This is a genomic window from Lutibaculum baratangense AMV1, from assembly GCF_000496075.1.
Taxonomy (GTDB): Bacteria; Pseudomonadota; Alphaproteobacteria; order Rhizobiales; family Tepidamorphaceae; genus Lutibaculum; species Lutibaculum baratangense.
Genome location: NZ_AWXZ01000035.1, coordinates 12,221 through 35,916 on the forward strand (window position 1 = coordinate 12,221; position 23,696 = coordinate 35,916).

The 23,696-nt window shown below is 69.9% G+C and carries 27 protein-coding genes and 1 pseudogene; 15 read left to right on the plus strand and 13 right to left on the minus strand.

The genetic code is table 11. The features are described 5' to 3' along the window. Positions 1-511: 511 nt before the first annotated feature. Positions 512-925, plus strand: a complete 414-nt coding sequence (locus N177_RS11995) for a L,D-transpeptidase (protein WP_040485723.1) — start codon at positions 512-514, stop codon at positions 923-925. A gap of 22 nt (positions 926-947) precedes the next feature. On the opposite strand, the gene N177_RS12000 is transcribed toward N177_RS11995, so the two are convergent. Beyond that, complete coding sequence (locus N177_RS12000; protein ID WP_023432602.1) at positions 948-1,184, minus strand: signal peptid-containing protein; 237 nt, start codon at positions 1,182-1,184, stop codon at positions 948-950. A 202-nt stretch (positions 1,185-1,386) separates the two neighbouring features. Between N177_RS12000 and N177_RS12005 the strand changes: the two genes are divergently transcribed. After that, positions 1,387-1,887 carry an SH3 domain-containing protein gene (locus tag N177_RS12005; RefSeq protein WP_023432603.1) on the plus strand — a complete coding sequence of 167 codons (501 nt, stop codon included), beginning with the start codon at positions 1,387-1,389 and terminating at the stop codon, positions 1,885-1,887. Here the strand turns inward: N177_RS12005 and N177_RS12010 are convergent. From N177_RS12010 to N177_RS12035, 6 genes and pseudogenes are all read right to left on the minus strand, one after another. Next, on the minus strand, positions 1,848-3,110 hold the full coding sequence (locus N177_RS12010) for an MFS transporter (RefSeq protein WP_023432604.1): 1,263 nt from the start codon (positions 3,108-3,110) through the stop codon (positions 1,848-1,850). The genes N177_RS12005 and N177_RS12010 overlap by 40 nt on opposite strands. Before the next feature lie 220 nt (positions 3,111-3,330). Continuing rightward, positions 3,331-3,765 (minus strand): hypothetical protein, encoded by a 435-nt coding sequence (locus tag N177_RS12015; protein WP_023432605.1) that lies wholly within the window; start codon positions 3,763-3,765, stop codon positions 3,331-3,333. Positions 3,766-3,769: 4 nt separating this feature from the next. Beyond that, positions 3,770-4,123 (minus strand): hypothetical protein, encoded by a 354-nt coding sequence (locus N177_RS12020; RefSeq protein WP_152527909.1) that lies wholly within the window; start codon positions 4,121-4,123, stop codon positions 3,770-3,772. Positions 4,124-4,558: 435 nt separating this feature from the next. Then, positions 4,559-4,900 (minus strand): annotated as a pseudogene (locus tag N177_RS22445) (hypothetical protein); the annotation flags it as partial. 304 nt (positions 4,901-5,204) lie between these two features. Then, on the minus strand, positions 5,205-6,815 hold the full coding sequence (locus N177_RS12030) for an MBL fold metallo-hydrolase RNA specificity domain-containing protein (protein ID WP_023432608.1): 1,611 nt from the start codon (positions 6,813-6,815) through the stop codon (positions 5,205-5,207). Between the two features lie 11 nt (positions 6,816-6,826). Next, on the minus strand, positions 6,827-7,717 hold the full coding sequence (locus N177_RS12035) for a polyprenyl synthetase family protein (protein WP_023432609.1): 891 nt from the start codon (positions 7,715-7,717) through the stop codon (positions 6,827-6,829). 122 nt (positions 7,718-7,839) lie between these two features. Here N177_RS12035 and mtgA point away from each other — a divergent pair, with 122 nt between their 5' ends. The 3 genes from mtgA (at position 7,840) to N177_RS12050 (ending at position 9,446) form a co-directional block, all read left to right on the plus strand. Beyond that, positions 7,840-8,550 carry a monofunctional biosynthetic peptidoglycan transglycosylase gene (gene mtgA / locus N177_RS12040; RefSeq protein ID WP_023432610.1) on the plus strand — a complete coding sequence of 237 codons (711 nt, stop codon included), beginning with the start codon at positions 7,840-7,842 and terminating at the stop codon, positions 8,548-8,550. Between the two features lie 140 nt (positions 8,551-8,690). After that, positions 8,691-8,876: a 50S ribosomal protein L32 gene (gene rpmF / locus N177_RS12045; RefSeq protein ID WP_040485704.1), complete on the plus strand. Its 186-nt coding sequence runs from the start codon at positions 8,691-8,693 to the stop codon at positions 8,874-8,876. A 171-nt stretch (positions 8,877-9,047) separates the two neighbouring features. After that, positions 9,048-9,446 (plus strand): hypothetical protein, encoded by a 399-nt coding sequence (locus tag N177_RS12050; RefSeq protein WP_023432612.1) that lies wholly within the window; start codon positions 9,048-9,050, stop codon positions 9,444-9,446. 15 nt (positions 9,447-9,461) lie between these two features. Here the strand turns inward: N177_RS12050 and N177_RS12055 are convergent, their stop codons facing one another. Next, positions 9,462-9,782 carry a hypothetical protein gene (locus N177_RS12055; RefSeq protein WP_023432613.1) on the minus strand — a complete coding sequence of 107 codons (321 nt, stop codon included), beginning with the start codon at positions 9,780-9,782 and terminating at the stop codon, positions 9,462-9,464. 213 nt (positions 9,783-9,995) lie between these two features. Between N177_RS12055 and N177_RS12060 the strand changes: the two genes are divergently transcribed. Further along, positions 9,996-11,702 carry a bifunctional diguanylate cyclase/phosphodiesterase gene (locus N177_RS12060; RefSeq protein ID WP_023432614.1) on the plus strand — a complete coding sequence of 569 codons (1,707 nt, stop codon included), beginning with the start codon at positions 9,996-9,998 and terminating at the stop codon, positions 11,700-11,702. 33 nt (positions 11,703-11,735) lie between these two features. Here the strand turns inward: N177_RS12060 and N177_RS12065 are convergent, their stop codons facing one another. Further along, positions 11,736-12,209, minus strand: a complete 474-nt coding sequence (locus N177_RS12065) for a GFA family protein (RefSeq protein ID WP_051402373.1) — start codon at positions 12,207-12,209, stop codon at positions 11,736-11,738. A 26-nt stretch (positions 12,210-12,235) separates the two neighbouring features. Beyond that, a complete protein-coding gene (gene phaR / locus N177_RS12070; RefSeq protein ID WP_023432616.1) occupies positions 12,236-12,820 on the minus strand; it encodes a polyhydroxyalkanoate synthesis repressor PhaR in 585 nt (194 codons plus the stop codon). Positions 12,821-13,101: 281 nt separating this feature from the next. Between phaR and N177_RS12075 the strand changes: the two genes are divergently transcribed. The 5 genes from N177_RS12075 (at position 13,102) to N177_RS12095 (ending at position 18,041) form a co-directional block, all read left to right on the plus strand. Continuing rightward, the gene (locus tag N177_RS12075) at positions 13,102-14,283 is read left to right on the plus strand and encodes an acetyl-CoA C-acetyltransferase (protein ID WP_023432618.1); all 1,182 of its coding nucleotides are present in this window, start codon (positions 13,102-13,104) and stop codon (positions 14,281-14,283) included. A gap of 116 nt (positions 14,284-14,399) precedes the next feature. After that, positions 14,400-15,125: a beta-ketoacyl-ACP reductase gene (gene phbB / locus N177_RS12080; RefSeq protein WP_023432619.1), complete on the plus strand. Its 726-nt coding sequence runs from the start codon at positions 14,400-14,402 to the stop codon at positions 15,123-15,125. A 127-nt stretch (positions 15,126-15,252) separates the two neighbouring features. Next, positions 15,253-16,113, plus strand: coding sequence for a 3-methyl-2-oxobutanoate hydroxymethyltransferase (gene panB, locus N177_RS12085; protein WP_023432620.1), 861 nt, complete (start codon positions 15,253-15,255; stop codon positions 16,111-16,113). A gap of 2 nt (positions 16,114-16,115) precedes the next feature. After that, positions 16,116-16,985, plus strand: coding sequence for a pantoate--beta-alanine ligase (gene panC / locus N177_RS12090; RefSeq protein WP_023432621.1), 870 nt, complete (start codon positions 16,116-16,118; stop codon positions 16,983-16,985). Positions 16,986-17,090: 105 nt separating this feature from the next. Further along, a complete protein-coding gene (locus N177_RS12095) occupies positions 17,091-18,041 on the plus strand; it encodes a calcium/sodium antiporter (protein ID WP_023432622.1) in 951 nt (316 codons plus the stop codon). 2 nt (positions 18,042-18,043) lie between these two features. Here the strand turns inward: N177_RS12095 and N177_RS12100 are convergent, their stop codons facing one another. Together N177_RS12100 and gloB are read right to left on the minus strand one after the other, a co-directional pair. Then, positions 18,044-18,487 carry a cupin domain-containing protein gene (locus N177_RS12100; protein WP_023432623.1) on the minus strand — a complete coding sequence of 148 codons (444 nt, stop codon included), beginning with the start codon at positions 18,485-18,487 and terminating at the stop codon, positions 18,044-18,046. 1 nt (position 18,488) lies between these two features. After that, positions 18,489-19,259 (minus strand): hydroxyacylglutathione hydrolase, encoded by a 771-nt coding sequence (gene gloB / locus N177_RS12105; protein WP_023432624.1) that lies wholly within the window; start codon positions 19,257-19,259, stop codon positions 18,489-18,491. Between the two features lie 102 nt (positions 19,260-19,361). On the opposite strand from gloB, the gene N177_RS12110 reads away from it, so the two are divergent. Further along, on the plus strand, positions 19,362-20,156 hold the full coding sequence (locus N177_RS12110) for a class I SAM-dependent methyltransferase (protein WP_081718509.1): 795 nt from the start codon (positions 19,362-19,364) through the stop codon (positions 20,154-20,156). Here N177_RS12110 and N177_RS12115 read toward each other — a convergent pair. Continuing rightward, the gene (locus tag N177_RS12115; protein ID WP_023432626.1) at positions 20,137-20,913 is read right to left on the minus strand and encodes a tetratricopeptide repeat protein; all 777 of its coding nucleotides are present in this window, start codon (positions 20,911-20,913) and stop codon (positions 20,137-20,139) included. The two genes, N177_RS12110 and N177_RS12115, sit on opposite strands and share 20 nt — an antisense overlap. A 116-nt stretch (positions 20,914-21,029) precedes the next feature. Between N177_RS12115 and N177_RS12120 the strand changes: the two genes are divergently transcribed. The 3 genes from N177_RS12120 to N177_RS12130 all read left to right on the plus strand — a co-directional run bounded on the left by N177_RS12120 (position 21,030) and on the right by N177_RS12130 (position 23,681). Further along, positions 21,030-22,412, plus strand: coding sequence for a leucyl aminopeptidase family protein (locus N177_RS12120; protein ID WP_023432627.1), 1,383 nt, complete (start codon positions 21,030-21,032; stop codon positions 22,410-22,412). A 73-nt stretch (positions 22,413-22,485) separates the two neighbouring features. Then, complete coding sequence (locus N177_RS12125; RefSeq protein ID WP_023432628.1) at positions 22,486-22,836, plus strand: MarR family transcriptional regulator; 351 nt, start codon at positions 22,486-22,488, stop codon at positions 22,834-22,836. After that, positions 22,833-23,681 (plus strand): C40 family peptidase, encoded by an 849-nt coding sequence (locus N177_RS12130; RefSeq protein ID WP_023432629.1) that lies wholly within the window; start codon positions 22,833-22,835, stop codon positions 23,679-23,681. Before N177_RS12125 ends, N177_RS12130 begins: the two co-directional genes overlap by 4 nt. Positions 23,682-23,696 lie beyond the last annotated feature (15 nt).

The window sequence follows — 23,696 nt, forward strand, 5'->3', positions numbered from 1 at the left end:
TGGCATCGCGGGCCGGATGTTCCGGAGACTGGTGGCGCGGCGCATGCGCGGCCGCTTCCTCGCGACGCTCGTCTGCCTGCTTCTGGCCGCCTGTCTCGTCCCCGGCGCCGCCCCGGCGGAGCCCGCGGCCGACACCCTCACGCTTCACCTCGCCTCCTTCCCCGCCGCCGGCGTGGTCGACGGCGGCGACCGGCCGCTGCGACTCCAGGGCATCGCGCCGACCACGGGTGACCTGGAATGCGGCTCCGACGGCGATCTCTGGCCCTGCGGCGCGATGGCGCGGACGGCGCTGCAGCGCTTCGTGCGCCGCAGGGCGCTTCAGTGCGACGTCTCCGCGGGAGGCGAGGAGGGCGAGGAGGCGGTGGCCACCTGCACCGTCGCGGGAGCCGATATCGCGGAGTGGCTGGTCGCGCAGGGTTGGGCGAGGGCCGACGGCGAGCGCTATGCGGAGAAGGAGGCCGAGGCGCGCGAGGCGGAGATCGGCCTCTGGAGCCCGAAGCGGCCGCGGCCGATGCTCGCGGCGCTCTCGACGGGCGTGCTGCCGATGGCGGTCGCGCCCGAGGACGCCGCCGTCGTGGCCGCCGTCACTCTCGCGACCCAGACGATGACGCTCTTCCACAACGGCGAAGCGATCGGCCACTGGCCCGTCTCGACCGCGCGAACGGGCAAGATCACGCCGACCGGGGCCTGGCGCGCGCAGTGGCTCTCGCGCCACCACCGGTCGAGCCTCTACGACAACGCGCCGATGCCCTACGCGGTGTTCTTCAACGGCGACTACGCGGTGCACGGCACCGATGCCGTCTATCGCCTCGGCCAGCCGGCATCGGCCGGCTGCGTGCGCCTCGACACGCAGCACGCGAGGGTCTTCTTCGAGCTGGCGCTCCGGGAGGGGCTTCAGAACACGGTGGTCGTCATCCGACCCTGAAGCCCCGGCCGCTCGTTTCGAGCTACTCGGCGAGGATCGCGAGCGCCTGGTTCAGCGCCTCTTCCGAGGCGGCATGATCGCCCGCCTCGTGAGCCGCCTCGCCCTGCTGGCGCAGTTCCATCACCTGCGCGCGCTCCTCCTCCGTGAGCTGGGCGGTGTCGACCTTCTCGTCGATCTCGCTCATCAGCGAGGGGCACTGGCTCGCAAAGGCCGGCGTGGCGAAGGCGAGTGTGACGGCGACAGCCAAGACATGTTTCATAGCTTCCTCCCTGGCGCCGCAGCCGGGCTTGAGGGTGCCGCTACGGCACGCGTATTGAAGCAAAGGAAGGGCCGGGCGGCAGCATCACAAGGTCGTGCGCTTGCGCCGTACCCCCTCTGCCGCGACCGCCGGTGCGTACAGCCGGCGTTCAGCCTTGTTCTTCTATCCTCCCGGCCGTTCGAACAACCCTGGGGAGGCGGCGATGTCGAGGTGGATCGCGAGCTTCATTCTGGTTCTGGCGGTGGCCCTCGGCCTCGGAGGTCCGGCCGTGGCGGAGCCTGTCGTGCCGGGCGAGGAGCATTGCGTCGTCAACGTGCGCTCGGACGACAGGCTGAACCTGCGTGACGGTCCGCATGCCCGCGCGGCGATCCTCGCCCGCCTGCGCCACGACGCCTGCGGCATCCTGGTGACCGGCGGCTGCCGCGGCGAGTGGTGCCGCGTCGAGGACGGCCATTCCCTCGGCTGGGTGCACCGGCACTATATCGCGATGGTCTCGCCCGCGCGCTACTGCGTCACGGGCGTGGCTCCGGGGGACGTCTTGAACCTGCGCGCATGGCCGTCGTCTCAGTCGCGCGTGCTGACCAGGCTCGACCGCCGCCGCTGCGGCATCGCCTTTCTGCCCTATGCCACGAACGGCTGGCAGAAGGTGCGGGTCGGCGGGTATCAGGGTTGGGTGAACCGCAGATATCTCAGCGGCCAGTGAAGAACGGGCCGGTTCAGGCGGCCCGCGCCTCCCGCTTCGGCAGGAGGAGGACGGTGAGGTTCGCGACGAGCATGGTGGCGGCGAGGAAATAGAAGACGTGGACGATGCCCCACCGGTCGGCGATGAAGCCGCCGACCGGTGGGCGTCAGCGTCGACAGGACGGACTGCGCGCCGAACATGAGGCTCGTGCCCGAGGCGCCGAGCTGCGGCGGCACGAGGTCCATCATCCAGCTGTGGATGACGGGACGCACGGCGAAGAGCGCGAAGCCCAGGACCGAGATGCCGGCGACGAACACCCCGGTGTGGCCGATGACGGTGATGGCGAGGACGATCAGCGTCGACAGGGTGAGCCCGGCCATCACCACCGGGCGCCGCCCGATGCGGTCCGACGCGATGCCGGCGAAGGGACCGGCGAGCATGCCGCCGAGCTGCATCGCCATCAGCGCAGCGCCGAGCGTCACCGGGCTCACGCCGAGGTCGTTGGCGAGGTAGAGCGGCAGGAACAGGAGAAGCCCCGCCTGCGACATCGCCCGGAAGCCCGCCATGACGCAGAGGCCGACGACCGCCCTGTCGCGCAGGAGGCTCATCAGCCCCGCGCGGTAGTGGGCGCCGCCGAGGCCGCGCGGTGTTCCGTCGGCGGCCGGGCGGTCGTGAGGCATGAGCAGCAGGAGGATGGCGGCCGCGGCGAGCGAGGGAACGGCCGTCGAGCCGATCGCGTCCTGCCACGCGGCCGCCGCGATGATCACGCCCGCGACGAGCGGCGCGAAGGCGTCCGCACCGCTCGCGAAGAAGGCGTGGATCGACAGGGCATAGCCGCGCCGGGCCGGGAATTCCTGCGAGAGGAAGGAGATGGCGGGCGGATGCCAGAAGCTGTTCGTCGTGCCGATGATCGCCATCATCAGGCACAGGACGAGGAAGCTCGTCGACAGGGCGAAGCCGATGACCGCGCCGGCGCCGGCGAGCACCGCCAGGAGCAGGAACAGGATCTTCCGCCCGGTCATGTCGACGGCGGCGCCGCTGACGAAATTCGCCGCGAAGGAGGAGGCGTAGTAGGTCGAGACGAGAAGGCCGGCCTGCGAGTAGCTGAGCGAGAGGTCCTGCGCCACGTATGGCAGGACGACGAAGAACGTCGCCAGGATCCAGTGCGTCGTGCCGTGCGCGAAACCGACGACCCAGATGCTCTTCTGGCCGTCCAGCCGGCCCGCCGCACTCAACTCCGCCACTGACTGGTCCCTGCCTTCGCCGGTCGCGCCCGGACCCGCGTCTTCCACCCATCGTCGCGCCGCTGCGGGCGCTTCTCCCCGCGTCTTCGGGAGAAAGCGCGGGGGCGGCAGGATAGATCGAGAATCGCCGGCGTCGCCAGCGTGCTGCGCATACGAGCCATGCGCCCGGGTGCGGGGGAGGGCGGGCGCCCAGCCTGTCGAGGGCGGGGCGCCCCGACGGTCAGTCGAGCTCCGCCTCGGAGGTCGTGGTCGACATCTCCGGCTTCTCGCCGGGGACGTGCGACATCGTGCGGGTGGTGCTTTCGAGCTCCTCGCCGTGACGAACCTTCGTCTTCGTCTTGGACTTGGAGAACGTGCCCTTGTCCATCGCCTGGGACTTCGACTGTCCCATCAGCATGTTGGGGTTCTCGTTGAGCTTCGAGCGGCTCTGCGCCTTGCCGTCGGTGGTGGCGGCCGATCCGCCGGTGCCGATCGAGGAGGCGGTGCTGCCGTCCTCGTCGCGGACGGTGCCGCCGAGGCCGAGCGTCGAGGCGGAGGTGCCGCCGGCCGCGGCGCTGCCGCCGCTTCCGACCGTTCCGCTCGCTGCATCCTCCGCGAAGGCCGGAGAGGCGCCGAGACCGAGGATGATCGCGGCATAGAGAACTGGCTTCTTCATCGGACTACTCCTTCTCGCCGCGCGGCACCACGACCACGCAGTCGCCATCTCCGCTGCTCGTGGCGACCGCTGCCCCGTTGCCCGCCGACGAAGAGACGCTGACGGACGAGGAGGCGCCGGCTCCCGAGCCGCCGGACTGGACGGTGACGCCTGAGGCCTGGCCAGAGCCCGCCGTGGCGCCGCTCGTGGCGGCCGCGCCACCGGAGCCCGAAACGGCCGCCGCGCCATGGCCCGCCTCGTCGCTTTCGACGATCCGGCAGCCGTTCTCGTCGCGCTTCACCTCGTCGTCGGCGTGCGCGGGCATGGCGAACATGGCGAACGCGACGGAAGCGACTGCAATTCTCGTATGTGCCCGCATGGTTTGAGCTCCTTTCGGGGACCTGGGCGGCCCGCCGAAGCGGGCCGCCCGCGGTGCGTGAATCAGCAATCAGTTGCTGTCGTGCTTCTTCTTCTGGCCGGGAGCCTCGGCAGAGCGGCCGGGCGCCTCTTCGCCCTTCGAGTTCATCGAGCCGGCCGACGAAGCGCCCGTCCCGACACTCGAGGCCGAGGAGCCGTCGCCGGCCGTCGTGCCGCCGGCGCCGAGGGTCGAGGCACTGCCCGCGCCGGCATCGCCGGAGCCGGACGCGCTGCCGCCCGTGCCGAGGGTGGTGGAGGTCGACCCGTCGCCAGCCGTCGTGCCGCCGACGCCGAGGGTCGAGGCGCTGCCCGCGTCCCCGTCGCCGGAGCCGGACGCGCTGCCGCCCGTGCCGAGGGTGGTGGAGGTCGATCCGTCGCCGGCCGTCGTGCCGCCGACGCCGAGGGTCGAGGCGCTGCCCGCGCCACCGTCCCCCGAGCCCGAGGCGCTGCCGCCGGTGCCGAGCGTGGTGGAGGTCGAGCCGTCGCCGGCCGTCGTGCCGCCGACGCCGAGGGTCGAGGCGCTGCCCGCGCCACCGTCCCCCGAGCCCGAGGCGCTGCCGCCGGTGCCGAGCGTGGTGGAGGTCGAGCCGTCGCCAGCCGTCGTGCCGCCGGCCCCAACCGTCGAGCTCGACGAGGTGCCCTCGCGCGGGATCTCGGTGTCCTGTGCCTGCGAAGGCATGGCGGTCGAAGCCATCAGGAGTGCAGCGAACGCCGGAGCGGCGATGTGGTGAAACTTCATCGTTAGTCTCCTTTCAGTCTCTGCTTCCTGACCCGCGGCCGTCGTGTCGGTCCCGCCGGTCGGGGAGCAGAACGGGAGGTCCCTATGTCCGTTCCGGTCGCTTTCGGACGCAGCCCGGGCCCGCGGTCGAGATCGCTAGAGAACCGGGGGCGAACAGTCAGAAATCTTTTTAACCTGCGGATTCTAGAGAAGAATCTCGGACGCACGGAGGCCGCAATGATGTCGCCGCCGCGCCACGTTGATGAATGGGAGACAACGAGAACCGCTCTAAAGGATGAGCTCGTGCGGCCTCGGCGGCAGGCACTCAGGCGGGGCCGTTTCCGGTCTCGGTCTCGGTCTCCTCGAGCGCCCGGCGAAGCCGGCGGATGATCACCCCCCGCGCGCGATCGTCGGCGGCGTGGTCCATCGTCTCGCCGATGTCGAGGAGGAGCTTCGAGAGGTCGTTGTGCCAGTCGAGCTGCGCGGTCTGGGTCGGCAGGATGCGGCGCTTGCCCTGCCGATCCGGCACCCGCAGGCCGTCGCGAGTGAGTCCGAACACGTCGTCAAGCGCGGGGACGACGACGTGTTCCTCCGGCATCAGCTGCGCGGCGCGCCCCTTCAGACCCGACAGTGCCTCCTCCTCGCCGTGGACGAGGAAGAGCCCGTGGCGGATCGGCAGACGCTTTTCGATCCACCGCCGGAGTTGCGGGCCGTCCGCGTGGCCCGAATAGACGTCGAGCGTGCGGATCTGGGCGCGGACCTCGATCTCCTCGCCCATGATGCGCACGCGCTTCGCCCCCTCCTGCAGGATCCGGCCGAGCGTGCCCTGCGCCTGGTAGCCGACGATGAGGACCGTCGCCTCGCGCCGCCACAGCCGGGCTTTCAGGTGGTGGCGGATGCGGCCGGCCTCGCACATGCCGCTCGCCGCGATCACGATGTGGAACCCGGTGAGCCGGTCGATGCCTTTGCTCTGCTCCACGCTCTCGGTGAAGCGGACATTCTCGGCCGACATCGCCCGGCGGAGAAGGGGCCCGTCCTCGATCTCGGAGGCGTGGCTCTCGAAGATCGCGCTCGCCTTCGTCGCGAGGGGGGAATCGATGAAGATCGGCGCGCGCCTGACCTCGCCCCGCTCCATGAGCTCGACGAGGTCGGTCAGGAGCTCCTGCGTCCGCTCCACTGCGAAGGAGGGGATGACGAGGGCACCGCCCCGCCTCTCGGCCCCCTCGACCTCCTCCTTCAGGAGCCGCCGTCGCCGCTCGGGCGACGCATCGTGGCGCTCCTCGTCGCCATAGGTCGATTCGCACACGACGTAGTCCCACCCGGCCGGCGCCTCCGGGTCGAACTGCAGGAGCTTGTGGTCCGGGCCGATGTCGCCGGAGAAGAGGATGCGGAGGGGCTTGGCGCCGGCAGCGACCTCGACCTCGATGGACGCGGAGCCGAGGAGGTGGCCGGCGTTCCAGTAGCGGGCGCGGATACCGTCGGCCACCTCCGTCCAGGCTTCGTATGCGACGGGCGTGAACTGGAGCATCGCCTGATCGGCGTCGGCGGCGGTGTAGATCGGCTCGACCTCGGCCCGGCCGCGGCGCGCGTTGCGACGGTTGAGCTGCTCGACCTCCATTTCCTGGATGAAGCCTGAGTCGGGCAGCATGACGGAACAGAGGTCGCGGGTTGCCCGCGTCGCGAAGATGCGGCCCTCGAAGCCCGCCTTCACGAGCTTCGGCACGAGCCCGCTGTGGTCGATGTGCGCGTGGGTGAGGAGGAGGGCGTCGACGCTTCCGGGGCCGAAGGGGAACGGACGGTAGTTCAACTCCTTCTCGGTCTTCGGGCCCTGGAACATGCCGCAGTCGACGAGAATTCGTGCCCGGTCCGTGCGGAGCTGGAAGCAGGAGCCGGTGACGGTGCGCGACGCGCCGTGGAAGTGGAGCTCAACTGTCATCGTCTACCAGCTCACTTCTTCCTGTTGGCAGTGAAATCGAGGGCGGCGGAGAGCTTGCGGGCCCGGTCCCCGTAGGGCTCGATCAGATCGCGGGCGGCGGAAACGGCGGCATCGAGCCGCGACCGCGCCTCGGCGATGCCGAGGAGCGCCGGGAGGGTCGCCTTGCCCTTGGCGCGGTCCTTCGCGGTGGCCTTGCCGAGCTCCTCCTCGCTCGCCTCCTCGTCGAGAAGGTCGTCGGCGATCTGGAAGGCGAGCCCCAGGGTGGCGCCGAAACGGGCGAGGCGGATGTGGTCGTCGGCAGGCGCGAGGGCGAGGATAGCGCCCGCCTCCGCCGCGAAGGAGAAGAGCGCGCCCGTCTTCAGGCCCTGCAGGTCCAGAACCTCTTCCTCCGAGAGCGATTTCCCCTCAGCGAGGAGGTCGCGCATCTGTCCCTCGGCCATGCCCTGCGCGCCCGCGGCGCGGGCCAGACGCGAGACGAGATAGGCCCGCACGGCCGGATCGCGATGGGTCGGCGGCTCGCTCAGGATCTCGAAGGCGAGCGTCAGGAGCGCGTCTCCGGCGAGGATCGCCGTTGCTTCGTCATAGGCCCGGTGGGCCGTCGGCCTGCCGCGGCGGAGATCGTCGTCATCCATGGCGGGCAGGTCGTCGTGGACGAGGCTGTAGGTGTGCAGGCATTCGAGCGCCGCCGCCGTGCGCATCGCGCTCGCGGCGGGCACGCCGAAGAGCTCGGCCGAGGCGACGACGAGGTAGGGACGCAGACGCTTGCCCCCGCCCATCACGGCGTAGTGCATGGCGTCGGATAGCCGCGAGTGCTGTGCTCCCTCCGGTCGAAGCAGTGCCTCGAGCTCGGAATCGACCCTCGAGGCGATCTTCTTCAACTCGGCTTCGAAATCGGCGGGCAAGATGTCTCTCCAGCATCGCGGGGGCAGGACCGGGCGCCCGAGCGGGCGGCGGCCGGGAGAGTGGCGCAGTGGCGCCCGGCATGGCAAGCATGGGTGAATGCAGCGGCCCGGCGGAGCGGCGGATGGTTGATGAACAGGTGGAGCGCCCGCGGCGGAGGCGGAGGAGGGGCGTCGGCTGGCTTGTTTCCAGACTCCTGCTGCTCGCGATTGCCGTTGCGTGCCTGCCGATCCTTCTCGTGCCGCTCTATGCCGTGGCGAATCCGCCCTGGTCGACGCTGCAGGCCTGGCAGGAGCTGAACCGGATCGACACGACCCGCCGCTGGGTGCCTCTCGAGGAGATCTCTCCGAACCTCGTCAATGCGGTGATGATGTCGGAGGACGGGCAGTTCTGTGCCCACCAGGGTGTCGACTGGGCCGCCGTTCAGGAGGTTCTCGACAGAAACGCCGACCGCCCCCGCGGCGCCAGCACGATCCCGATGCAGGTCGCCAAGAACATGTTCCTCTGGCCGTCGCGATCCTATCTTCGAAAGGGTCTCGAGATACCGATCGCCTACTACCTCGATACGGTCTGGGAGAAGCGGCGGACGATGGAGATATATCTCAACATCGTCGAGTGGGGGCCGGGCGTTTTCGGAGCGGAAGCGGCGGCGCAGCACTGGTTCGGCAAGCCTGCCGCCAACCTGACCGCCTCCGAAGGCGCGCTTCTCGCGGTCACGCTGCCGAATCCGCGGCTGCGCAACCCCGCCCAACCCAGCGCTCAGCTGCGCCGCCTCGCGGGAATCATCGAGCGCCGGGCGCGTCAGGCGGGCTCCTATGTCGGCTGTCTGAAATAGGGCGCGGAATCGCCGCGACGGGCTTCCGTCCGGCGTGACAATTCTGTATAACCCGCGCCTGAATTTCGTCGATCGCGAGAGAGCGCTGTTTGAACGGCTCGCGCGCCGCGCCGGCGAGCAGCTGTTGTCAGGAGATAATCATGGCCGTACCCAAGCGGAAAACGTCGCCGATGAAGCGGGGCTTCCGTCGCTCCGCCGATGCGCTGAAGAAGCCCGCCTATGTCGAGGACAAGGATTCGGGCGAGCTGCGCCGCCCGCACCACGTCGATCTGAAGAGCGGCATGTATCGCGGCCGCCAGATCCTGAAGCCGCAGGACGACGCGTAAGCCGCGGCTTCCCTTCGCGCTTCTTTAGGAAAGGCCGGCCATCGCCGGCCTTTTTCGTTGGCGCCGTCACGGCTCCACCCGTCGACGAGCTTTGCCGCGACCGCCCGCGAGGGCATAGTGCGGCGCACTCGTTCCCGAGACGAGACACTTCACCTGAAGAGGCCGCCGCCCATGGGCTCGATCCCGCTGATGCTCCTGCCGCTCATCGCCTACAACATCCTCGCGATCGTCTTCGGCGCGCAATGGAACGCGGAGGTGACGTCGCTGCCGATGATGTCGGGGGCGGTCTGGACGATGACGGCACACGACGTGTTCCTCCTGTGCACGCTGTTCGTCCTGTTCATCGAGATCCTGAAGTCGAGCAGGGCGAGTCACAGCTCGGTGCTCGAGCACATCCTGTCGACGATCGTCTTCGTGATCTGCATCGTCGAGTTCCTGCTCGTGGACCGCGCGGCGACCTCGACCTTCTTCCTGATGACGGTGATTTCCTTCGTCGACGTCGTCGCGGGCTTCTCGATCACGATCCGTGCGGCCAGGCGGGACTTCTCCGTCGGCACGAGCGAGCTCTGAGGGCGGGAGGCCGCCTCAGACACTCCGCCTGAAGCGCCCGGCGGGTTCGACCGCAGCCGGCGCCGCGCCGCAGGCGCCGTAGGCACCGGTGGCCACCTCGGGCGCAGCCCTGCGGCGGGCGCGGGTCTGTGGCATTTCGAGGCGGGTCGCGATGAGCTGGGCGATGAGGGGCGCATACGCGCCGCGCGGCTGGTGCGTCGGGCGCTCCTGCGCCGGAGCGACCGGCACCGCCGCCTCGACCTTGCGCTCCCGCGCCGGCTCGCCGTCCCGCCGGCGCCCCGCCTTGTCGGTCGGTGCGCTCGCGTCGAAGGCGTGTCTGCTCGGCTCGATCCTCATGTCCCATCCCGATACAGGTGTGCATCCTTCCTTCAGAAATGCGCAAGGATGATGCCACGAGTCGCGCTCGGTCCCGCGACAGCGGGGCCGCGGCCTGTTGACAACGTGATGGAGCCGCGATCGTTCGCCCACTTGGCGGTTTGTTAAGGGGCCGGGCCGCAGACTGGACGGGCGCAGAACGAGCGACCCATCTTCTCAAGCCGGACCCCAAGCATGCATCAGGGCGCCGATGCGGCCGACCGACCCGAGCCGCCGACCCGCACGGGCGGCACGCTAGACATTCTCGATTCGGTCCAGTGCGCCGTCTATCACTGGAACGTCGCGAGCGACGAGCTGCGCTGGAGCGCCAACGCCGCCCGGCTGTTCCGCATCCCCTCGATCGAGGCCATCGACAGCGGCCGCCGCTTCGTCCGGCTTCTCGACCCCTCCGGCCCGCCGGGGCGCTACGACGTGGTGATGCAGTCGGGCGCGCGCGATCCCGGCCCGGGCGTGCCCTACCAGGTGGTCTACCGCATGGCGGGCGGAGACCGCGACCCGGGCCCGATCATCGAGGATTTCGGGCGCTGGTTTGCCGGCCCCGACGGCCGGCCGGCCGTCGCCCAGGGCATCGTGCGCGTCGTGCCGGCCGCAGGGGACGCGGTCGCCTCGAGCGAGTACGACCTGCACACCGGCGCTCTGATGCGGCGGCGCTTCCTGGAACTGGTCGCCGCCAGCATCGAGGCCGCGCAGCGGGTCCGCGTGAGCTGCGCGCTCGCAGTCGTCGCGGTCGACCATCTCGGCATGTTCAACGACGCCTACGGCTACGAGGCGGGGGAGGACGTGATCGCGGGCGCCGCGAAGCGGATCGCGCGCCAGGTCCGCCGCGGCGACCAGATGGGGCGCCTCTCCGGCAACAAGATCGGCGTGCTCCTCAACTCGTGCAGCGAATCCGATCTCCGCATCGCCGCCGCGCGCTTTTCCGACGCCGTCGCCTCGGAGCCGATTCCCACGCGGTCGGGCTCGGTCGGCGCCACGATCTCCATCGGCGGCGTCGTCCTGCCCCGTTACGGGCGCACGGCCGACGAGGCGCTCGCCCACGCGATGCAGGCGCTCGGCGAGGCGCGCGACCACACGAAAGGCGGCCTGTGCCTCTACGAGCCGTCACCGGGGGCGGACGTCGCGCGGCGCCGCAACGCGGAGGTCTCCGCCGAGGTCATCGAGGCGCTGAATGCGAACCGGCTCGTCTTCGCGCTGCAGCCGATCGCCTCGACCGGGACGAGGGCGGTCGTCCATCACGAGGTGCTGTGCCGGCTGCGCATGCCCGACGGCCGGATCCTGAACGCGGCCGAGTTCATCGAATCGGCCGAGCGCCTCGGCATCATCCGGCTTATCGACCAGCGCATGATGGACCTGACGCTCGCCGCGCTCGGCGACGATCCGGGCCTCAGCCTGTCCCTCAACGTCTCGGCCGCGAGTGTTCTCGACGTCTCGTGGTTCGCGCGGCTCGCCTGCCATCTCCGCTCCGACCGGGACATCGCCCGCCGCCTGATGGTCGAGGTGACCGAGACGGTCGCGATCGAGGATCTCGACCGAGCGGCGGATTTCGTCCGGGCGCTGAAGGACCTGGGCTGCAAGGTCGCGATCGACGATTTCGGCGCCGGGCACACCTCGTTCCGGAACCTGAGGTCGCTCGGCGCGGATGTCGTGAAGATAGACGGATCGTTCGTGGACACGATCACGACGAGCGAGGACACGCTGTTCTTCGTGCGGACGCTCGTCGCGCTCGCCCGCCATCTGGGCCTCGGCACGGTGGCCGAACGGGTGACGACGGAGGAACAGGCCCGCATCCTTCAGGAGGCGGGCGTCGAGCACCTCCAGGGCTACCTCATCGGGAAGCCGAAGCTCTACGAGATGCCGAAGGACACCGCGGTCGCCACGTGAAGATCGCGCTCCGGCCGTGCCCGCCGGAAGGCATCAGGCGGGCCTCGCGCCCTCGGACTGGAAGCGCTCGATCAGGCCGGGATAGTCCTCGATCGCGGGGAAGCGCTCGTAGCTGATCGGTGCGCCCGTTTCCGCGAAGCGCAGCTTCTCCGCAGTCTGCGTCTCGACGAAAGGCGCGAACCACGAGGGGTCGTCCAGCATGGTGGCCCGCACGTTGGTGAAACCGGCCTCCTCCGGGAAGCTCGTGAAGATCCAGCTGTGGCACTCGGGGCAGAAATGGTGGGTGCAGGGCGACCCGTCCTCGGAGGCGCGGGTCGCGGGCGGCGGGCCATCCACTCCGAACCCACTATTCGGGATGGCCATGGAGCAGGAGAAGGCGCTCGCCGTCATCCTCTGGCAGCCGCGGCAATGGCATGCCATGAAGAGAAGCGGCGGGGCGGAGATCGTCATCGTGACGGCGCGGCAGCGGCAATGGGCGGTCCACGGCAGCTTCCACTCGTCCGCCATGCCCGCCGCCTCCGTCAACTCGCGCTTCAGTCCTTCTTGGCGAGCTGGTCGAGCCGGCTCTGCATCTCGGCCATCTGCTTGCGCAGCGTGTCGAAGTCGGATTCGCTCGGCTGCGGTCGCTCCCGGGTCTCACGCTCGCGCGTGGCCTGCTCGGCCTCGTTCGCGAACGGCGTGAACATGCGGAACGCCCGCTCGAACATCGCCATGTTCGAGCGCACCTGGTTCTCCATCGCGCCCATCGCGGTGGCGCCGAAGGTCTTCGCCATCTGCTCGCGGAACTTTTCCTGGTCACGGGTGAGCGAGTTCATGGAGAAGTCGAGATAGCTCGGCACGAGCGTCTGCATCGAGTCGCCGTAGAACCGGATGAGCTGGCGCAGGAAGTTCGTCGGCAGCAGGTGTCCGCCGCGGCTCTCCTGCTCCACGATGATCTGCGTGAGGACCGACCGCGTGATGTCGTCCTGCGTCTTCGCGTCGATGACGATGAAGTCCTCCTCCTCCTTCACCATCTTCGCGAGGTCGTCGAGCGTGACGTAGGTGCTCGTTCCCGTGTTGTAGAGCCGCCGGTTGGCGTATTTCTTGATGATCGTGGGCTGCTGCGCGTGTCGTGTCATGGCTCGCCGCTCCTCCCGAAGACCGGACGGTCTTCTCGCGCCGCCAGGTCACCCTCTCCCTGCCCAGCTTATGGTCTTTTTCGCGTGCCGGACAATCCGTTTGTCACGCTGTCATGCTGCGGCGCCACCGTCCAGCATCTTTCTTGGGGGTGACGCGCCCCCGGCACCTCGTTGTATAGTTCCGGGCGACGCACGAGGCCTTGGTTTTCCGGGCAGAACCGGCTCGTGACACAAGAGCAGAGGCGAACGCTGCACCTGCGTTCGGACAGGAGGTATCGATCATGAGCGCCAATTCCGACGTCGTCATCGTGGGCGCCGCGCGCACGCCGGTCGGCTCGTTCAACGGCTCGCTGTCGAGCGTGGCTGCATCCTATTTGGGCACCGCGGCGATGACGGCGGCAATGCAGCGCGCCGGCATCGAGGCGGGTGAGGTGGACGAGGTCATTCTCGGCCAGATCCTCACCGCCGGGCAGGGGCAGAACCCCGCGCGGCAGGCTTCGATCGCGGCGGGCATTCCGGTCGAGACGCCGGCCTGGGGCATGAACCAGCTCTGCGGCTCGGGGCTCCGCGCGGTGGCACTCGGCATGCAGCAGATCCGCGACGGGTCGGCGGGCATCGTCATCGCCGGCGGCCAGGAATCGATGAGCCAGGCGCCGCACTGCGCCCACCTGCGCAACGGGCAGAAGATGGGCGACTTCAAGATGATCGACACGATGATCAAGGACGGCCTGTGGGATGCCTTCAACGGCTACCACATGGGCAACACCGCCGAGAACGTCGCGAGACAGTGGCAGATCACCCGCGAGCAGCAGGACGAGTTCGCTGCCCGGTCGCAGAACAAGGCCGAAGCCGCGCGGCGCGAGGGACGCTTCAAGGACGAGATCGCCGCCGTGACGGTCAAGGGCCGCAAGGGCGACACGGTGGTCGAGCAGGACGAGTACATCCGCGAGGGCGTGACGGCCGAGAGCCTGCAGGGGCTGCGGCCGGCCTTCGACAAGGAAGGCACCGTCACCGCCGGCAACGCGTCGGGCATCAATGACGGCGCCGCCGCCGTCGTGCTGATGACGGCCGATGAGGCCAGCCGGCGCGGTCTCACCCCGCTCGGCCGCATCGCCTCCTGGGCCACCGCCGGTGTCGATCCCGCGATCATGGGCACCGGCCCGATCCCCGCCTCGCGCAAGGCACTCGAACGGGCGGGGTGGTCGGTCGACGACCTCGACCTCGTCGAGGCGAACGAGGCCTTCGCGGCGCAGGCCTGCGCCGTCAACAAGGAGCTCGGTCTCAACCCCGACATCGTCAACGTGAACGGCGGCGCGATCGCGATCGGTCACCCGATCGGCGCATCGGGCGCCCGCGTGCTGACGACGCTCCTTTACGAGATGGGCCGCCGCGACGCGAAGAAGGGCCTCGCCACGCTCTGCATCGGCGGCGGCATGGGCGTCGCCCTCTGCGTGGAGCGGTAGGCGCCAAGCACTCGACCAGCCGCGGCCGCCACGCCAGAAGGGCCGGCCGCGGCGGCCTCGCCGGGCACCCCGGCGCGGCCGTTTCAGGAACAACGCACGAAGGAAGGGAACGACCAATGGGGCGTGTGGCACTCGTGACGGGAGGAACGCGCGGGATCGGCGCGGCGATCTCGAAGGCGCTGAAGGCTGCGGGCTACGCCGTCGCGGCGAGCTATGCCGGCAACACCGAGAAGGCGAACGCCTTCGCGGAGGAGACGGGCGTTCCCGTCTTCCAGTGGGATGTCGCGGACCCGCAGGCCTGCGCGGCCGGCATCGCCGAGGTGGAAGGGAAGCTCGGACCGGTCGAGATCCTCGTGAACAACGCCGGCATCACGCGCGACGGCATGTTCCACAAGATGAGCCACGACAACTGGAAGGCGGTCATCGACACCAATCTCGGCTCGCTCTTCAACATGTGCCGCCCGGTCTGGGAGGGCATGCGCGAGCGCGGCTTCGGCCGCATCGTGAACATCTCCTCGATCAACGGCCAGAAGGGCCAGATGGGCCAGGTCAACTACTCCGCCGCGAAGGCCGGCGAGATCGGCTTCACGAAGGCGCTCGCGCAGGAGGGCGCCCGCAAGGGCATCACCGTCAACGCGATCTGCCCCGGCTATATCGGCACCGAGATGGTGCGCGCGGTGCCGCAGGACGTGCTCGACAAGCAGATCATCCCGCAGATTCCCGTGGGACGCCTCGGCGAGCCGGAGGAGATCGCGAGATGCGTCGTCTTCCTCGTCTCCGACGAGGCTGGCTTCATCACCGGCTCGACGCTCAGCGCCAATGGCGGCCAGTACCTCGCCTGACGCGCGTCCGCGGCGACGGCGGAGGCAGGCCTTCCCGGCACGTGCCGCCCTTGCGTCGCGGCGCGAGCCGTCGCACATCCCGTGCGGCGCCCGACGCGGCGCACGGATCTCTTGAGGAGTATCGAGCATGAGCGTCTCGGCCGAGGCTAGGGCGATCACGCCTCCAGACATCGCGGCACGGAAGGGCGGCACGCCGATCGTGTCGCTGACCGCCTACACGACGCCCGTCGCCAAGTTGGTCGACCCGCATTGCGAGGTGGTGCTGGTGGGGGACAGCGTCGGCATGGTGATGCACGGCCTGCCGTCGACGCTGGGCGTCACGCTCGACATGATGATCATGCACGGGCAGGCCGTGCGGCGCGGCGTGGAGCGGGCGCTCCTCGTCATCGACATGCCGTTCGGCACGTACGAGGAGGGACCCGAGCAGGCGTTCCGCAACGCCGCCCGCGTGATGGCCGAGACCGGCTGCGGCGCGGTGAAGCTCGAGGGCGGCGAGGCGATGGCCGAGACGATCCGCTTCCTCACCGCCCGCGGCGTGCCGGTGATGGCCCATGTCGGGCTGACGCCGCAGGCGGTGAACGCCTTCGGCGGCTACAAGGTGCAGGGGCGCGGCGCGGACGCCGAGCGTGTCTATCGCGACGCCGTCGCGGTGGCCGAGGCTGGCGCGTTCTCCGTCGTGCTCGAGAAGATGACGGATCCGCTCGCCCGCCGGATCACCGAGGAGATCGCCATCCCGACGATCGGCATCGGCGCCTCGGCGTCCTGCGACGGCCAGGTTCTCGTCATCGACGACATGCTCGGCATGTTCACCGATTTCCGGCCGAAATTCGTGAAGCGCTACGCCGAGCTCGGGCAGGTCGCGGGCGAGGCGATCGAGGCCTTCGCCCGCGAGGTCAGGGAACGCCGCTTCCCTGCCGCCGAGCATGTCTTCGGCGACGTGCCGAAGGCGGTCGATCCCGCGCCCAGGTCGGCGGGCGGAGGCGGCTGAGAGTGAGCCTCGAGACGGTTCGCGACGTCGCCGCCCTGAGGGAGCGCGTGGCGGCGTGGCACGGGCGCGGGGAGCGCGTGGCCCTCGTGCCGACGATGGGAGCGCTGCACGACGGTCACCTGAGCCTCGTGCGCGCCGCCCGCAGCAGGGCGGAGCGGGTCGTGGTGACCCTGTTCGTGAACCCGAAGCAGTTCAACAGCCGGAGCGACCTCGACGCCTATCCGCGGACGGAGGAGGAGGACCGGGCGAAGCTCGCGCCGCTCGACGTCGACCTGCTCTACGCCCCCGGTGCCGAAGAGATCTATCCCCCGGGCTTCGCCACGACCGTCTCGGTGAGCGGCGTCAGCGAGGGACTTTGCGGCGCCTACCGCCCCGGTCATTTCGACGGGGTCGCGACGGTGGTCGCGAAGCTCTTCCTGCAGTCGCAGACGGACATCGCCGTCTTCGGCGAGAAGGATTTCCAGCAGCTCCACGTGATCAGGCGCATGGCGCGCGATCTCGACATACCCATCGAGATCGTCGGCTGCCCGACGATCCGCGAGCCGGACGGCCTCGCGCTCTCGTCCCGGAACGTGAGGCTGTCGGCGAGGGAGCGCGAGGTGGCGCCCCGGCTGGCGGCGGCGCTGCACAGGGCGGCGCGCAGGATCGCGGACGGGGAGGATCCCGGCCCCGTCATCGCCGACGAGCGGTCGCAACTCGCGAACGCAGGCTTTCGCGAGGTCGAGTATTTCGAGCTGCGCGCCGCCGACGACCTCGCGCCCTTGCAGCGGGCCGACCGTCCCGGCCAGCTCCTCGCCGCCGTGTGGCTCGGCGAGACGCGGCTCATCGACAACGTGCCGGTGCCGGCGGCGGCCGGCGCCTCTCCCGGCTGACTCGGGCACGGCCGCGGCGGATTTCCCGGTTCAGGCGGTGGCGGTCCACGGAAGCGGGACCCATATGGCATCTTGCCCCGCACACTTCCACGGAACAGCCGCCCCATGACCATGTACCTCCTGATCGTCGCCGGCCTCGTCCTCCTGTTCGTCGGAGGCGAGGCGCTGGTCCGGGGGGCGGTGCTCCTTGCCCTGCGCCTCGGCGTGACGCCGCTCGTCGTCGGGCTGACGGTCGTCGGCTTCGGAACCTCGGCGCCCGAGCTCGCGACGAGCATCAGTGCCGCGCTGTCCGGCGCGCCCGGCATCGCGCTCGGCAACGTGGTCGGCTCGAACATCGCGAACGTGCTGCTGATCCTCGGCCTGACCGTCGTCGTGACCCCCATGATCTGCGACGGGCGCACGGCGATACGCGACGGGCTCCTGATGGTCGGGTCGGGCGTCCTTCTCGCGGGGCTCGCGCTCGGCGGGGTGATCGGCCGGGTCGAGGGGACGATCCTCGTCCTCGCCCTCGCCGGCTACCTCGTCTATGTCTGGCGCTCCGAGAAGCGGAAGGTGGAGCGGGGCGAGCCTGCGGAAGGCGACGACCAGCCGACGCCCGAGCCGGGCCTCGGACCGAAACTGAAGGAGGCCGGTTTCCTGCTCGGGGGCCTTGCCGGCGTGGTGCTGGGCGGGCAACTGCTCGTCACGGGGGCGATCGAACTCGCGGAGACCTTCGGGGTCTCCGACACGCTGATCGGCCTGACGATCGTCGCCATCGGCACGTCGCTGCCGGAGCTCGCGACATCGATCAGCGCGGCGATCCGCAAGCAGCCGGAGATCGCTTACGGCAACGTCGTCGGATCGAACGTCTTCAACCTGCTCGGCATCGCCGGCGTGACGGCCATGACACATCCGCTGCAGGTGTCACCGGAGCTGCTCGCCTTCGACATACCGTTCGTGATCGGCGTGATGGCGGTGATGGCCCTGATGGCCTTCACGGGCCGGGGGCTGAGCCGCACGGAAGGCGGCGTCCTTCTCGCCGCCTATGCCGGCTACATGACCTTCCTGATCGTCTGACCTCACGCCCCGGGGCGCCAGTCGGGCGGAGCCATCTCGAACCCGTCGAACTCGAAGCCCGGCGCCACGGTGCAGCCGACGAGCGTCCATCGCCCCAGTGTTCGGGCTCTCTGCCACCCGTCCTTCGGAATGACGAGCTGCGGCCGTTCGCCCGCCACGAGGTCGGGACCGAGGAGATGGACCCCCTCCGTCTCGCCGTCGGCGGAGGTCTTGAGCTCCAGCGGCGCGCCGGCGTGATAGTGCCAGATCTCGACGGCGTCGACCCTGTGCCAGTGCGAGAACTCGCCCTCCGCGAGGAGGTAGTAGATCGCGGTCGAGCGGGCGCGGCCGTCGTGGCCGGTGCCGTCCCTGAAGGTCTCGCGGAAATGGCCGCCTTCGGGGTGGGGGTCGAGGCCGAGCATCTCGACGACCTCGCCCGCCGTCAGCATGTTCATATCGCCCGACATGTCAGAACGCGTCCTTCCGCCTGCGGATCTCGGCGAAGACCTTCGCCGGGTCGGCGCCCGTCATCCCGACGGCGTCCGCGACCTCCGGCCGGTCGGCGCGCATGAACGGGTTGGCGAGGAGCTCTCCCCCGATCGTCGTGGGCAGGGTCGGCTCTCCCTCCGAGCGCTTCCGGTTCGCCTCGTCGGCCCGCGCCTGCAGATGGTGGTTGTGGGGCTCGATCGTGAGCGCGAACTTCGCGTTCGCGACGGTGTACTCATGGCCGCAATAGACGAGCGTCTCCTTCGGGAGACGTGCGAGCTTCTGAAGCGACTCCCACATGTCCTCCATGGACCCGGTGAAGACCCGCCCGCAGCCGAGCGCGAAGAGCGTGTCGCCGGTGAAGACGACGTCGGCTTCCGGAAAGTACCAGGTGGCCGGCGCCGTGGTGTGGCCGGGGGTCTCGATGATCTCCGCCGTCAGCCCGCCGAACGCGTAGCGGTCGCCGTGGGCCACGGTGTCGTCGATGCCGGGAATGCTGTCGGCCTCGCCCTTCGGGCCGACGACGCGGCAGCCGAACCGCGCCTTCACCGCCTCGATGCCCTGCACGTGATCGGCGTGGCTGTGGGTGACGAGGATATGCGTGAGGTCCCAGCCGGCCGCCTCCGCGGCCTCGATCACGGCCGTGCCGTCGGGCGCGTCGATCGCCGCCGCGGCGCCGGAGTCGAGCTCCTTGATCAGCACGCCATAATTGTCGCTCAGACAGGGAAACATTCTGATGTCGAGACGGGCCATCGCGTGCTGAACCTCCTGTTATGATGATGGGAGCTATATGGCTCACTTGGTCCGCCACTGACCAGCGTCAAGGCGGACAGGTCCTGGGAGAAGTGCCGGCGAATGCACGTGGACATCATCGATCTGCGCGAGTTCTACGGAACGATGCTGGGCCAGATCGCGCGGCGCCTGGTGCAGCAGCGCATGGAGCACCTGCTGCCGGCCCGCGATGCGGGCGTCGTCGTCGGCCTCGGCTATGCGACGCCCTATCTCGGCCTGCTGCGGGACCGGGCCGAGCGGGTGCTGGCCTTCATGCCGGCCCGCCAGGGCGTGGTGCGGTGGCCGAGCGACCGCAAATGCCGCGCGGCGCTCGTCGACGAGACACGCCTGCCGATGGGTGACGGAACGGTCGACCTCCTGATCATGGTCCACTGCCTGGAGATGAGCGACAGTGCCTCGGAGCTTCTCCACGAGGCGCGGCGGGTGCTGGCCGGCGGCGGCCGCCTGATCGTCGCCGTACCCTACCGCCGCGGCCTGTGGTCGCGCTTCGAGCACACGCCCTTCGGCTACGGCCACCCCTACAGCCGCTCGCAGCTCGTGAGGCTCCTGCGCGAGACGCAGTTCACGCCGGCGCGCTGGCAGGAGGCTCTGTGGCTCCCCCCCTTCCGCCACCGGTTCCTGATCCGGTCGCTCGGCGTCCTCGAGCGGCTCGGCGCATGGTTGGCGATGCCGCCGGGGCTCGTGATGGTCGAGGCGACGAAGCAGGTCCAGGCGGCGATCCCGATCAAGCCGAAGCGGGCGCGCAACCTGCGGCCCGTCCTCGTCGGCGAGCCGGCGGCGAGTGCCCGGCTGGAGATGCCGAACGTGGAGAGCGACGACCAGCCCGCGCGGGGCGTGCTCAGCCGTCGAGCGCCTTGAGCTGCTTCCAGTTGTCGGGCTGGCTGACCATCTGCCTGAGAAAGTCGGTGTTCGCCTTGGCCTGGGCCGGGGCGAGGTCCTGCCGCGCGAGCTCTTCGGCCTCCTTGAAGCGGCCCTGCAGGCCGAGCACGAGCGCGAGGTTCTGGCGCACCTGCTGCGTGGCGGCCGGCTGTGCCGCAGCCTTGCGCAGGACGGCCTCCGCCTCCTTCAGGTCGCGGGAGAGCGCGTAGGAGAGGCCGAGATTGGCGAGCGTCCCGGGGTCGTCCGGCTTCAGCGCCAGCGCCCGCTGGTAGTTCGCACGCGCCTCGTCTTGCCGGCCGAGCTGGTCGAGAGCCGCGCCGCGCGCCGAGTAGAGGGCGCTCGAGCGCTCGCCGGCCTGCTCCGCCTTTTCGAGCGCAGGCAGGGCGTCGCTCGGCCGCCCCTCGCGCAGGACGGCGCGGCCGTAGGCGGAGAGGAGGGGGCCGTCGTTCGGCTTGTGCTGCATCGTGTTCTCGAGCACGCGCAGCGCGTCGCTGTTGCGTCCCATGGATTGCAGCGAGGAGGCGAAGGCGACGGCGAGGCCGGCGTTTTTCTGGTCCTTGCGGTAGCGCCGCGACAGGTCTTCCGCCTGCGCCGTGGAGGCGGTCGCCGCACCAGCCGTCGCGGCCGCGGATTTTCCGATCGAGCCCGTGTGGAGCTCCTTGCTGTTGCAGCCCGCGAGCGCCAGGCCGAGCGCTGCCGAGGTGGCAGCGATGCGGAGGAAGGCGGAAATCCTCATGGTTTGATATATGCTCCCCTGTATCGAGCCGGCGCAGCGCGTCGCAGGGCTCGATCCAGCAATAGCCCGTTAACCCTAACGGTGCGTTAAGCAGCAATCGTGGAGAGGAAAGCGCCGTGGAAGCCAGTCTGCTGCCGCGCGAGCAGTGTGAGGATGCCCTGCCTGTCCGTCTGGTCGGGAAGGGCGAGCTCGAAGCGGCCACGAGCGGCCTGGACCGGGTCGCCGCCGCCTATCTCGACGCCATCGGCTACGAACCGTCGGCCGGGCGCGTCGCGCTGCTGCCGGGGGGCGACGGGCGTCCGGTCTGCGCGCTTCTGGGGACCGGGACCAGCGAGGGAAGCGAGCGCGCCTTTTTCGCCGGCCGTTTGGCGACGGAACTTCCCGCCGGCCGCTATAGGCTCGAGAATGTGGGCGATCACGCGGAGCTGTCTGCGCTCGCCTTCGTTCTCGGCGGCTACGTGTTCGACCGGTACAGGCGCGTGACGCGCAAGGACGTGCGGCTGCACGTGCCGGAGGGGGTGGAGCCGAAGGACGTCATGGCGATCGCCGACGGCGTCTTCCTCGCGCGTGACCTGATCAACACCCCCTCGAGCGACATGGGCCCCGAAGAGCTCGAAACGGCGGCGCGCGACCTCGCGGCACGTCACGGTGCCGCCGTGGAGGTGGTGACGGGGGAGGCGCTCCTCGAGGCGAACCTGCCGATGGTCCACGCCGTGGGACGGGCGAGCACGCGGGCGCCCCGCCTCATCGACCTGCGGTGGGGGGATCCGGACGCGCGTGCCGTCACCATCGTCGGCAAGGGCGTCTGCTTCGACACGGGCGGGCTCGACATCAAGCCGCATGCCGGCATGCTCCTGATGAAGAAGGACATGGGTGGCGCCGCGGCCGCCCTCGGCCTCGCGCACATGATCATGGCGACAGGCCTCAACCTGCGCCTGCGGGTCCTCATACCCGCCGTCGAGAACGCCATCTCCGGCAACGCCTTCCGTCCCGGAGACGTGCTCCGGAGCCGCGCCGGCATCACGGTCGAGGTCGGCAACACCGACGCCGAGGGGCGCCTTATCCTGGCCGACGCGCTGACGCTCGCGGAGGAGGAAGAGCCGGGGCTGCTCCTCGACTTCGCGACGCTGACGGGCGCCGCCCGCGTGGCCCTCGGGCCCGACATCCCGCCGTTCTTCACCCGCCACGACGGTCTCGCCGCGGCGCTGATGGGTGAGGCCCAGGAGGCGGGCGATCCCATCTGGCGCCTGCCGCTGTGGACGCCTTACGAGCGCATGCTCAAGAGCAAGGTCGCCGACACCGACAACACCGGACAGGGCGGCTTCGCCGGCTCGATCACCGCGGCCCTGTTCCTGTCGCGCTTCGTGTCGCCCCGCACCCAGTGGGCGCACTTCGACATCTACGGCTGGAACCCGACGCAGAACCCCGTCTGCCCGGAGGGTGGCGAGGCGCAGGCCATACGCACCGTGTTCTCGTTGCTCAGGAAGAGCAGAATTTGAGGTTTTGGTGGCGGTGGCGCCGGCGCTCCGCTAAGGAAGTGACGAATTTTCGTGTCCCGAGACCCATAACGCCATGGCGATCACGATACGGCCGGCCCAGGCGGTCCGCCTCTGGCACGAGGTGGCGCTCGCTCTCGTCCTCGGTGGCGAGGACGATCTGTCGGTCCGCCAGGTCGCCGTGCTGCTGACCGTCTATCTCGAGCCCCCGCCGCACACGGTGAGGGGGCTCGCGGCGAAGCTCGGCGTCACGAAGCCCGTCATCACGCGCGCCCTCGATTCGCTGGGAGCGAAGGGGCTCGTCAGCCGTCGCCGGGACACCGCCGACCGGCGCAACGTATTCGTTCAGCGCACCGTGGAAGGCGCGCTCTTTCTCGAGAGGCTCGGCATCATGATCTCCGACAAGGCAAGGCAGGTGTCCCGATGACCGCGCTCGATCCGAGGCTCCATGCGATCCGGCCCGACGCCGCCGACCGCGCGCTCGCCGGAGAGGTCGACCGGCCACGCTATCTCGACCCGGTGGCGAAGGTGGTAAGCGCGGCCAGCGCCTCTCTCCGCCGCGAGCCCCGTCCGGACAGCCGGCAGGACACCGAGCTTCTGCACGGGGAGCGGGTGAAGCTGTTCGAGGAGACGCCCGAAGGGTGGGCGTGGGTGCAGTCGGAGAGCGACGGCTATGTCGGCTGGTGCCCGGCGGGCGCGCTCGAGACGCCGGGCCCGGCGCCGACCCACCGCGTGGCGGCCCTGAGGACCTGGGTCTATCCCGGCCCGGACCTGAAGATGCCGCCGCTCATGCTCGTGAGCCTGAATTCCGAGGTCGCGGTGCTGGACCTCGAGGGCGACTTCGCGCGCATCCCAGCCGGTTTCGTGTTCGCCCGCCACCTGCGTGCGCTCGACGATCCGCTCTGCGACTGGGTTGCCGTGGCGGAGCGCTTCGTCGGCACGCCCTATTACTGGGGCGGCCGGACGAGCCTCGGGCTCGACTGCTCGGCGCTCGTGCAGATGGCGATGGGGGCGTGCGGTCTCTCCTGCCCGCGCGACAGCGACATGCAGGAGAGGACGCTCGGGGCGCCGGTCGAGCCTGTCCCGACGGACGGGTGGCGGCGCGGCGATCTCGTCTTCTGGAAGGGGCACGTGGCGATCGCGCTCGGCGACGGCCGGCTGCTGCACGCGAACGGCCACCACATGGACACGGTGATCGAGCCGGCAGGGACGGTCGTCGAGAGGATCCTCGCGAAGGAGGGCTGCCCCGTCAGCAGCGTCAGGCGGGTCTGACGGGGCGGTCGGTCA